5 protein-coding genes and 1 pseudogene are annotated in these 11,539 nt (G+C 70.3%); 4 read left to right on the forward strand and 2 right to left on the reverse strand.

The genetic code is table 11. The features are described from left to right. Window positions 1-21: 21 nt before the first annotated feature. The 3 genes and pseudogenes from glgX (at window position 22) to treZ (ending at window position 6,231) form a co-directional block, all read left to right on the forward strand. Window positions 22-2,179 (forward strand): annotated as a pseudogene (glgX, locus tag LV457_RS14690) (glycogen debranching protein GlgX). Window position 2,180: 1 nt separating this feature from the next. Next, the gene (gene treY / locus LV457_RS14695) at window positions 2,181-4,496 is read left to right on the forward strand and encodes a malto-oligosyltrehalose synthase (protein WP_232171944.1); all 2,316 of its coding nucleotides are present in this window, start codon (window positions 2,181-2,183) and stop codon (window positions 4,494-4,496) included. Continuing rightward, window positions 4,489-6,231, forward strand: a complete 1,743-nt coding sequence (gene treZ, locus LV457_RS14700) for a malto-oligosyltrehalose trehalohydrolase (RefSeq protein WP_232171945.1) — start codon at window positions 4,489-4,491, stop codon at window positions 6,229-6,231. Before treY ends, treZ begins: the two co-directional genes overlap by 8 nt. 10 nt (window positions 6,232-6,241) lie before the next feature. Here treZ and ilvA read toward each other — a convergent pair whose 3' ends face one another. Next, window positions 6,242-7,525: a threonine ammonia-lyase IlvA gene (gene ilvA, locus LV457_RS14705; RefSeq protein WP_232171946.1), complete on the reverse strand. Its 1,284-nt coding sequence runs from the start codon at window positions 7,523-7,525 to the stop codon at window positions 6,242-6,244. 163 nt (window positions 7,526-7,688) lie between these two features. On the opposite strand from ilvA, the gene LV457_RS14710 reads away from it, so the two are divergent. Continuing rightward, a complete protein-coding gene (locus LV457_RS14710; RefSeq protein ID WP_232171947.1) occupies window positions 7,689-7,919 on the forward strand; it encodes a hypothetical protein in 231 nt (76 codons plus the stop codon). 12 nt (window positions 7,920-7,931) lie between these two features. On the opposite strand, the gene dnaE is transcribed toward LV457_RS14710, so the two are convergent. Beyond that, complete coding sequence (dnaE, locus tag LV457_RS14715) at window positions 7,932-11,486, reverse strand: DNA polymerase III subunit alpha (RefSeq protein ID WP_232172126.1); 3,555 nt, start codon at window positions 11,484-11,486, stop codon at window positions 7,932-7,934. Window positions 11,487-11,539 lie beyond the last annotated feature (53 nt).

Consider the following 11,539-nt stretch of genomic DNA (forward strand, 5'->3'; position numbering starts at 1 on the left):
CGCGCCGCGGCCACCTCCTCGATAGGGTCGTCCGATGGCCCCGACCCCCGCTGTCCCGACCGTGTGGCCGGGAACGCCCTATCCGCTCGGGGCGACCTACGACGGTGCGGGCACCAATTTCTCGCTGTTCTCCGAGGTCGCCGAGCGCGTCGAACTGTGCCTCATCGGCAAGGACGGCCGCGAGGAGCGCATTGACCTCGACGAGGTCGACGGCTTCGTATGGCACGCCTACCTGCCGACCGTGACGGCCGGCCAGCGCTACGGGTTCCGGGTGCACGGCCCGTGGAACCCGGCCGCCGGTCAGCGCTGTGACGCCAGCAAGCTGCTGCTCGACCCCTACGGCAAGTCCTTCCACGGCGACTTCGACTTCTCCCAGGCGCTGTACTCCTACGACCTCGACGCCGAGGACCCGGCCGCCGGCGGCGTCCCGCCGCGGGTCGATTCCCTGGGCCACACCATGACCAGCGTCGTGATCAGCCCCTACTTCCAGTGGGCGGCAGACCACGCGCCGCGCACCCCCTACCACGAGACGATCATCTACGAGGCGCACGTCAAGGGCATGACGCAGCGCCACCCGGCCGTTCCGGAAGCGCTGCGGGGCACCTACGCCGGGCTGTGCCATCCGGCGGTGATCGACCACCTGCGCTCGCTGAACATCACCGCCATCGAGCTGATGCCGGTGCACCAGTTCATGCACGACCACCGGCTCGTGCAGCTGGGGCTGCGCAACTACTGGGGCTACAACACCGTCGGCTTCTTCGCCCCGCACTATCAGTACGCGGCGAACCGGCATGCCGGCGGCGCGGTCGCGGAGTTCAAGTCGATGGTGCGGGCGTTCCACGAGGCGGGCATCGAGGTGATCCTCGACGTGGTCTACAACCACACCGCCGAGGGCAACCACCTCGGGCCCACGATCAACTTCCGCGGCATCGACAACGCCGCCTACTACCGGCTGCTCGACGGCGACCGCCGCTACTACAAGGACTTCACGGGCACCGGCAACAGCCTCAACGCCCGCCACCCGCACACCCTGCAGCTGATCATGGACTCGCTGCGGTACTGGGTGACCGAGATGCACGTCGACGGGTTCCGGTTCGACCTCGCGTCGACGCTGGCGCGCGAGTTCTACGACGTCGACCGGCTCTCGGCGTTCTTCGACCTGGTGCAGCAGGACCCGGTGGTCAGCCAGGTGAAGCTGATCGCCGAGCCGTGGGACGTCGGCGAGGGCGGCTACCAGGTGGGCAACTTCCCAGGTTTGTGGACGGAATGGAATGGGAAGTACCGCGACACTGTGCGCGACTACTGGCGGGGCGAACCCGCGACCCTGGGTGAATTCGCCTCCCGCCTCACCGGCTCCTCCGATCTCTACGAAGCCACCGGCCGCCGCCCGAGCGCCAGCATCAACTTCGTCACCTGCCATGACGGGTTCACGCTGGCAGACCTCGTGTCCTACAACGACAAACACAACGAGGCCAACGGCGAGGACAACCGCGACGGCGAGAGCCACAACCGGTCGTGGAACTGCGGTGTCGAAGGCGCAAGCGACGACCCGGAGATCTTGGCGCTGCGCGCCCAGCAGATGCGCAACATCCTCGCGACGCTGATGGTCAGCCAGGGCACGCCGATGATCGCCCACGGCGACGAGATCGGCCGCACCCAGCGCGGCAACAACAACGTGTACTGCCAGGACTCCGAGCTCAGCTGGATGGACTGGTCGCTGGCGGCCGACCACGCCGACCTGTTGGCCTTCACCCGCGCCGTGACCGGGCTGCGCCGCCGGCACCCGGTGTTCCGGCGGCGGCGGTTCTTCGCGGGCAAGCCGATCCGCACCGGTGGCCAGGTCCGCGACATCGCCTGGCTGACGCCGGCCGGCCAGGAGATGACGCCGCAGGACTGGGGTAGCGGGTTCGGCCGATGTGTGGCCGTGTTCCTCAACGGCGAGGCGATCCCCGCCCCGGACGCGCGCGGTGAGCGGGTCGTCGACGACTCGTTCCTGCTGTGCTTCAACGCCCACGACGACGAGGTGGATTTCGTGACGCCCGAAACGTTCTACGGCCACCAGTGGACGGCCGAACTGGATACCGCCACACCCACGGGCGCCACCGACCTGGTGGTCGCCGCGGGCGACAAGGTGACGCTGGCGCCCCGCTCGGTGCTGGTGCTGCGGAAGTCGGCCTGACATGGCACTGCCCGTGATCTCCACCTATCGGCTGCAGCTGCGCGGCGACTGCTTCCGGTTCGCCGACGCCGAACGCCTGGTGGACTATCTCGCCGAGCTCGGGGTGTCCCACCTGTATCTCTCGCCGATCCTCACCGCCGCCGAGGGATCGACCCACGGCTACGACGTCACCGATCCGACGACCGTGTCCGCCGCGCTGGGCGGTGCCGACGGGCTGGCGCGGCTGGCCGACGCCGCCCACGCCCGCGGGCTCGGCCTCGTCGTCGACATCGTGCCCAACCACCTGGGCGTCGAGACGCCCCGGCAGAACGCCTGGTGGTGGGACGTGCTGACGCACGGCAAGGCGTCCCGCTACGCCGCCTTCTTCGACATCGACTGGGACGTCGACCCGGACGGCAAGATCCTCATCCCGGTGCTGGGTTCCGGTGACGACGTCGACGCGCTCGAAGTGCACGGTGACGTGCTGCGCCTGGGCGACCTGGAGTACCCGATCGCGCCCGGCACCGGTGAGGGCACCGGCCGCGAGGTGCACGAGCGACAGCACTACCGGCTGATCGGCTGGAAGGGATCCGAGGCGACGGAAGAGTTGTCCGGCGTGTGCGGCTACCGCCGGTTCTTCTCGATCACCTCGCTGGCGGGGCTGCGGCAGGAGGACCGGGCGGTGTTCGACGCCACCCACACCGAGGTGGCCCGCTGGTGCGCCGAGGGCCTGGTCGACGGTTTGCGCATCGACCACCCCGACGGCCTGTCGCGGCCCGCGGGATATCTGCAGTGGCTGCGCGAGACGGTGGGTGACGACACCTGGATCGTCATCGAGAAGATCCTCGCGGTCGACGAACCCCTCGATCCGACGCTGCCGGTCGCCGGCACCACCGGTTACGACGCGCTGCGGGAGGCCGGCGGGGTGTTCGTCGACCCGACGGGCGAGCGGGCGCTGACCGACCTGGTCGGCTCCGCCGGCGTCGACTACGACGCGCTCACCGCGTCCGCCCGCGACCTCAAGGCCGCGGCCGTCACCCACACACTGGCCAGCGAGCTGGCGCGGCTGCATCGCACCGTGGTCGGCACCACGGGCCGGGACCATCCGCGGCTGCCCGCGGCGATCGCCGCGCTGATCAGCCACATCGGGGTCTACCGGTCCGACTACCGGACGCTGTCGTCGGTGCTGCCCAGCGCGCTCGCCGCGACGGTCGGCGAGTCACCGGACCTGGCCGACGCGCTGGCCGTGGTGTCCAGTGCGCTGTCGCACGACGCCGAGGCCGCCGTGCGGCTGCAGCAGTTGTGTGGCGCGGCGACCGCGAAGTCGATGGAGGACTGCCTGTTCTACCGCGACCCGCGGCTGGTGTCGCTGAACGAGGTCGGCGGCGAGCCGGACCGGTTCGGGGTCGGCCTCGCGGAGTTCCACCAGCGCGCCGCGGTGCGGGCGCGGCTGTGGCCGCACGCGATGACCACGCTGACCACGCACGACACCAAGCGCGGCGAGGACGTCCGCGCCCGCATCGGGGTGCTGTCGCAGGTGCCGTCGCTGTGGGCGGAGTACGTCGGCGCGTGGCTGCAGCGGGCGCCCGCCCCCGACGCGGGCACCGCGATGTTCCTGCTGCAGAACCTGTTCGGGGTGTGGCCGGCCGACGGCGTCGTCACCGAGGAGCTGCGGTCGCGGGTGCACGCCTACGCCGAGAAGGCGATCCGTGAGGCGGCGCTGCACACCACGTGGAACGAGCCGGCCGCGGGGTTCGAGGACGCCGTCCATGGCTGGCTCGACACCGTGATGGACGGGCCGGTGGGCGCCGAGCTCACCCGCCTGGTGGCGCAGCTGGATCCGCACGCCCGCAACGACGCGCTGGGCCAGAAGCTGATCGCGCTGACGGCGCCCGGTATCCCGGACGTCTACCAGGGCACCGAGCTGTGGGAGGACAGCCTCGTCGATCCCGACAACCGCCGCCCGGTCGACTACGACGCCCGGCGCGCGGCGCTGGCCGCCCTGGACCACCCGAAGCTGCGGGTGAGCGCCGCCGCGCTGCGGCTGCGGCGCGACCGGCCGGACACCTTCCTCGCCGGGGACTACACGCCGATGCTCGCCGACGGCGCCGCCGCCGCCCATGTGGTGGCGTTCGGGCGCGGCGGCGACGTGGTGGTGGCGGCGGGCCGCTGGACCACCCGCCTCACCGAAACCGGCTGGGGCGACACGTCGCTGACACTTCCCGCGGGCACCTGGACCGACCGGATCAGCGGCGCACAGTGGGGCGGTACCGTGCCGATCGCCGAGCTGTTCGGCGCGCTGCCGGTGGCGCTGCTGGAACGGAGCCAGGATGCCTGAGCACGAGTTCGCCGTCTGGGCGCCGCGTCCGAAGCGGGTGCAGCTCGACGTCGACGGCGCACTGCACCCGATGACCCGCGGGGACGACGCGTGGTGGCGCGCCACCGTGGACGTCTCCCCCGACGCGCGGTACGGCTTCGTCCTCGACGACGACCCGACGGTGCTGCCGGACCCGCGGTCGCCGCGCCAGCCCGACGGCGTGCACGAGCGCTCGCAGCTCTGGCAGCCGGCACCCGACGCGTGGACCGACCACGGCTGGGCCGGCCGCTCCATCGAGGGCGCCGAGCGCGGTCGGGTGATCTACGAGCTTCACGTCGGCACCTTCACCCCCGCCGGCACCCTCGACGCGGTGATCGAGAAGCTCGACCACCTGGTGGAGCTCGGCGTCGACTTCGTCGAGCTCATGCCGGTCAACGCCTTTGGCGGCACCCACGGCTGGGGCTACGACGGCGTGCTGTGGTACGCCGTGCACGAGCCGTACGGCGGCCCCGACGCCCTGATCCGGCTGGTCGACGCCTGCCACGCCCGCGGGCTCGGCGTCCTGATCGACGCGGTGTTCAACCACCTCGGACCGTCCGGCAACTACTTGCCCAGGTTCGGTCCCTACCTGTCGTCGGGCAGCAATCCGTGGGGTGAGGGCATCAACATCGCCGACGCCGGCGCCGACGAGGTGCGCCGGTACATCATCGACTGCGCGCTGCGCTGGATGCGCGACTTCCACGCCGACGGCCTGCGGCTCGACGCGGTGCACGCGCTGGTGGACACCACCGCCATCCACATCCTGGAGGAGCTGTCCGCCGCGACCGACGCCCTGGCCGACGAGCTGGGCCGGCCGCTGTCGCTGATCGCCGAGAGCGACATGAACGACCCGCGGCTGATCACGCCGCGCGAGCTGGGCGGCCTCGGGATGACGGCGCAGTGGGACGACGACATCCATCACGCCATCCATGCGGCCGTCTCCGGAGAGCGACAGGGCTACTACCGCGACTTCGGCTCGCTGGAGACGCTGGCGAAGACCCTGACCGGTGGCTACTACCACGCCGGCACGTTCTCGACCTTCCGGGACCGCCGGCACGGCCGGCCGCTCGACACGTCGCTGATCCCCGGCACCCGCCTCCTGGCCTACACCACCACCCACGACCAGGTGGGCAATCGCGCGGTCGGTGACCGGCCGTCGCAGAACCTGACCGCCGGCCAGCTGGCGGTGAAGGCCGCGCTGGCGCTGCTGTCGCCCTTCACCGCCATGCTGTTCATGGGTGAGGAGTGGGCGTCGTCGTCGCCGTTCCAGTTCTTCAGCAGCCACCCGGAGCCGGAGCTGGCCCGGGCGACGGCCGAGGGCCGCAAGCGGGAGTTCGCCGAGCACGGCTGGGACGCCGACGAGATCCCCGATCCCCAGGACCCGGCGACGTTTGAGCGCTCCAAACTCGACTGGGACGAACTCGCCGACGGCGACCACGCCCACATGCTGGAGCTCTACCGGTCGCTGATCGCCCTGCGGCGAAACGAGCCCGACCTCGCCGACCCATGGCTGTCGCACCTGCGCGTCGACTTCGACGAAGACCAGCGCTGGATCGTGCTGCACCGCGGCGCGCTGGCGATCGCGTGCACCATCGGCACCGACGCGGTGAGTGTTCCGGTCACCGGCGACGTCGTCCTCGCCTGGGGTGATCCCGAGGTCGGCGCCGACGCGACGGTGCTGCCGGGGCAGTCGTTCGCGGTGCTGCGCAGCGCCTGAGGCCGGCGCGCTACAGCAGGTAGCGGTACGCCGGCGACCCCGGCTCCAGCGACTCCACGTGGACGTCGGAGTTCCGCATCCGGGCGAGCAGCCCGTCGTAGTCGGCCGCCGAGCTCAGCTCGATGCCCACCAGCGCCTCACCGGTCTCCCGGTTGTTGCGCTTGACGTATTCGAACAGCGTGACGTCGTCGTTGGGGCCGAGGACCTGGTCGAGGAAGCGGCGCAGCGCGCCCGGCTCCTGCGGAAAGTCGACCAGGAAGTAGTGCTTGAGGCCCAGGTGGACCAGCGAACGCTCGAGGATCTCGCCGTAGCGCGACACGTCGTTGTTACCGCCGGAGATCAGGCACACCACCGTCGACCCCGGCTCCACCGCCGTCTCCAGCAGACCGGCCACCGACAGCGCCCCGGCGGGCTCGGCGATGATGCCCTCGTGCTGGTACAGGTCGAGCATGGCGGTGCACACCGCGCCCTCGTCGACCGTGGTGAGCGACACCATGTCCCCGGCGGCGCTCAACGCCGCGAACGGCAGCGCACCCGCGCGGGCGACCGCCGCGCCGTCCACGAACTGGTCGACGTGGTCGAGCGTCACCGGCGCGCCCGCGGCCAGCGCGGCGATCATCGCGGCCGCGCCGGCCGGTTCCACCCCGAGGACCGCGGTGCCGGTGGTGCGCTGCGCGAGATAGGTGGTGATCCCCGAGATGCAGCCGCCACCACCGACGGGCACGACGACCAGGTCCGGTTCTTCGTCGAGCTGCTCGAGGATCTCGGCGGCGATGGTGCCCTGACCGGCCATGGTGCGCAGGTCGTCGTAGGGCGGCACGAGCGTCGCGCCGGTGCGGGCGACGTCGTCGAGCGCGGCGGCGGCGGCCTGGTCGTAGGTGGCGCCGACGGCGATGAGCTCGATGAACTCGCGGCCGTGGTAGCGGATGCGGTCCCGCTTCTGCTTCGGGGTCTTCGACGGCACGTACACCCGGCCCTGGACGCCCAGCGACCGGCAGGCGAGCGCGAACCCCTGGGCGTGGTTGCCGGCCGACGAGCACACCACACCGGCCGCCAGCTCGGCGTCGGTCAGCTGCACCAGCAGGTTGTAGGCCCCGCGGATCTTGTAGGAGCGCACGGGCTGCAGGTCCTCGCGCTTGAGGTAGACCGTCGCGCCGGTCGCCTCCGAGAGCCGTTCGCAGTACTGCAGCGGGGTGCGGATCACCACGTCGTCGATGCGCTGAGCGGCGGCGTCGATGTCCGTCGCCGACAGCGGCGACAGCTCCGACGGCACCTGGCTCAGTTCAGCGGACACCGGTCCATGATCTCAAACCGTCGGCCGGCCGGTGCGCTGGGCGGGGTGAGCACGTGCACGGACCGAAAACCGGGGTTGAAGCGTCCCTGCGGGGGTATGCCAGTGGCATCGCAACCCGTGTTTCGGCTACCCGAAATTTGTCGTGAGGAGTACCCTCAAAGCTATGACCACCGTCGAGCAACTCCGCTCGCATGTCACCCGGTTGACGTGCGATGTGACCGTTGCGGGCGTCCCGTGGCCCGCCTACAAGGTGATGGCGCTGGTGGTCGGATTCGTGGTGGCGGCGATTGTCGGCGTGGTCGCCGGCACCGCTGCCACAGCGGTGCTCACCGGTACGGCGGCGGCCGTCGTCACCGGGGCGGGCCTGCACCTGTACTGCGCGTCGCGCCGCTAGTCGCCCGCGGGCTCAGCCCCCGAGGCAGCCCGGCCCCAGCAGCGCCTTGAGATCGCCCATCAGCGCCGACGACGCGGTGACCCGCAGCGACTGGTCCAGCTCCAGGGTGGTGATGCGGTCGCCGCTGATGAGCCGCAGCTGCACCTGCGACGGACCCGGATGCCGCGCCAGCACCCGCTTGAGCTCGCCGACCTTGTCGACCGTGCACTGCCGGGTGGGGAGACTGACCGCCAGCGGCCGGTTGACCACCGCGGTGCTGAAGTCCGGCACCACCAGCTCGTTGGCGATCAGGGCGATCCGGTCGTCCTGCACCCGCACCTTCGCCCCGACCAGCACCACCGCGTCGTCGGCGATGTCGGCCCCGAACGTCGAGTAGGTCTGCGGGAAGAACATCACCTCGATGCCGCCGGTCAGGTCCTCCAGCTGCGCCGACGCCCACGGCAGGCCGTTCTTGTTCACCCGGCGGTTGACCCCGGCGAGGATCCCGCCGACCTTCACCTGGGTGTCGTTCGGGACCTCGCCGTCGAGGATGTTCGGGATCGGCGTGTCGATCATGGCGGCGAGCATGTGCGCGACACCGTTGAGCGGATGCCCCGACACGTAGAGGCCCAACATCTCCCGCTCGAGCGCCAGCTTGTGCTTGTCGTCCCACTCCTCGTCGGGCACCTTGATCGTGAAGACCGAGTCGATGCCATCGGAGTCGCCGCCGTCACTGCCGCCGAACAGGTCGAACTGGCCCATCGCCGCGGCCTTCTTGGTGCCCAGCACGCTGTCGACGGCGTCGGTGTGCACCAGGAACAGGCCCTTGCGGGCGTGCTTGAGCGAATCGAACGCCCCGGCCTTGATCAGCGACTCGGTGACCTTCTTGTTGCAGGCCACGACGTCGATCTTGTTGAGGTAGTCGGAGAAGTCGGTGAACCGGCCCTTCTCGGTGCGCGCGCGGATGATCGAGCTGACGACGTTGGCGCCGACGTTGCGCACCGCACCCAGGCCGAAGCGGATGTCGGTGCCCACCGAGGCGAAGTTCTGCTCGGACTCGTTGACGTCGGGCGGCAGCACGGTGATGCCGAGGCGGCGGCAGTCCGACAGGTAGACGGCCGCCTTGTCCTTGTCGTCGCCGACCGAGGTGAGCAGCCCCGCCATGTACTCGGCCGGGTAATTGGCCTTCAGGTACGCCGTCCAGTAGGACACCAGCCCGTAGCCCGCGGCGTGCGACTTGTTGAACGCGTAGTCCGCGAACGGCAGCACGGTGTCCCACAGCGCCTTGATCGCCGCGGCCGAGAAGCCGTTGGCCTTCATGCCCTCGGAGAAGCCCGCGTACTCCTTGTCGAGCACCTCGCGCTTCTTCTTGCCCATCGCCTTGCGCAGGATGTCGGCTCGGGCGAGCGAGTAGCCGGCGACCTTCTGCGCGATGCGCATGATCTGTTCCTGGTAGACGATCAGGCCGTAGGTCTCCGACAGGATCTCCTTGAGCGGCTCCTCGAGCTCGGGGTGGATCGGTTTGATCGCCTGCCGGTTGTTCTTGCGGTCGGCGTAGTCGTTGTGCGCGTTGACGCCCATCGGGCCGGGTCGGTACAGCGCGATGACGGCGACGACGTCCTCGAACTCGGTGGGCTGCATGCGCCGCAGCAGGTCCCGCATCGGGCCGCCGTCGAGCTGGAACACCCCGAGCGTGTCGCCGCGGCCGAGCAAGTCGTAGGTCGCCGGGTCGTCGAGCGGCACGGTGTCGAGGTCGAGGTCGATCCCGCGGTTGGCCTTGATGTTGGCGATCGCGTCGCCGATGATCGTCAGGTTCCGCAGCCCGAGGAAGTCCATCTTCAGCAGGCCGATGGCCTCGCACGACGGATAGTCCCAGCCGGTGATCACCGCGCCGTCCTGCGGGCGCCGCCACAGCGGGATGGCCTCGATCAGCGGCTCGGAACTCATGATGACCGCGCAGGCGTGGACGCCGGCGTTGCGGACCAGGCCCTCCAAGCCGCGGGCCGTCTCGTAGATGGTGCGCACGTCGGGGTCGGTGTCGATCAGTCCGCGGATCTCCGCGGCCTCCTTGTACCGCGGGTGCTCCGGGTCGGTGATGCCCGACAGCGGGATGTCCTTGGCCATCACCGGCGGCGGCAGCGCCTTGGTGATGCGGTCGGCGATCGCGAAGCCGGGCTGGCCGTAGTTGACCCGCGCCGAATCCTTCAGCGCCGCCTTGGTCTTGATGGTGCCGAACGTGATGACCTGCGCGACGCGGTCGCTGCCCCACTTGTTCGCGGCGTAGCGCAGCATCTCGCCGCGGCGGCGGTCGTCGAAGTCGATGTCGATGTCGGGCATCGACACCCGCTCGGGGTTGAGGAACCGCTCGAACAGCAGCCCGTACGGGATGGGGTCGATGTTGGTGATGCCCAGCGCGTACGCCACCAGCGACCCGGCGGCCGAGCCGCGGCCCGGCCCGACGCGGATGTCGACGCTGCGGGCGTAGTTGATGAGGTCGGCGACGATGAGGAAGTACGACGGGTAGCCCTTGTCGCAGATGACGGTGATCTCGTAGTCGGCGCGGTCGACGTACTCCTGCGGCACGCCGGCCGGGAAGCGGCGCGCCAGCCCGGCGCTCACCTCGTGGCGCAGCCAGGTCTCCTGCGTGTGGCCCGCGGGCACCGGGAAGACGGGCATGCGGTCGCGCGGGGTCCACACGTCGGCGTAGGACTGCACGCGCTCGGCGATCAGCAGCGTGGAGTCGCAGGCGCCCGGCAGGGCGTCGTCCCACAGCGCGCGCATCTCGGCGGCGGACTTCAGGTAGTAGCCGTCCCCGTCGAACTTGAAGCGCGTCGGGTCCGACAGCGTCTTGCCGGTCTGCACGCACAGCAGCGCCTCGTGGTTGCGGGCGGCGTCGCGGGTGACGTAGTGGCAGTCGTTGGTGGCCAGCGGCGGGATGCCCAGCACCCGGCCGATCTCCAGCAGCCCGTCGCGCACGCGGCGCTCGATCTCCAGGCCGTGATCCATCACCTCGAGGAAGAAGTTGTCCGGCCCGAAGATCTCCCGCCACTTCGCGGCGGCCTCCAGCGCCTCCCGGTGGTGGCCGAGCCGCAACCGCGTCTGCACCTCGCCGGACGGGCAGCCGGTGGTGGCGATGATCCCTTCGGCGTGCTCGGCGATGATCTCGGCGTCCATGCGCGACCACTTGCCGAGTTGTCCTTCGAAGGACGCCAGCGACGACAGGGTGAACAGGTTCCGCAGCCCGGTGGCGTTCTCGGCGACCATCGTCATGTGCGTGTAGGAGCCGGACCCCGAGACGTCGTCGCTCTTCTGGCTGGGGTCGCCCCACAGCACGCGCTTGGTATCGAATCGGGAACCGGGAGCGATGTAGGCCTCGACGCCGATGATGGGCTTGATGCCGGCCTCGGTGGCCGCGTTGTAGAACTCGCTGGCGCCGAACATGTTGCCGTGGTCGGTCATGCCGATGGCGGGCATCTCGAGGCGCTGCGCCTCGGCGAGCATGGGCTTGACCTTGGCGGCACCGTCGAGCATCGAGTACTCGGTGTGGTTGTGCAGGTGGACGAATGACCCCGCCGAAGAACCACTGATACCCATAGGCCTGCCAGTCTAGAGCCGTATCCCGACACGGCAGGGCGTGTCGC

Source organism: Mycobacterium sp. MYCO198283, from assembly GCF_021213805.1.
Lineage (GTDB): Bacteria > Actinomycetota > Actinomycetes > Mycobacteriales > Mycobacteriaceae > Mycobacterium.

Coding starts and splice junctions, on each gene's coding strand:
- treY (WP_232171944.1), top strand. CDS start 2,181: ATGGCACTGCCCGTGATCTCCACCTATCGGCTGCAGCTGCGCGGCGAC.
- treZ (WP_232171945.1), top strand. CDS start 4,489: ATGCCTGAGCACGAGTTCGCCGTCTGGGCGCCGCGTCCGAAGCGGGTG.
- LV457_RS14710 (WP_232171947.1), top strand. CDS start 7,689: ATGACCACCGTCGAGCAACTCCGCTCGCATGTCACCCGGTTGACGTGC.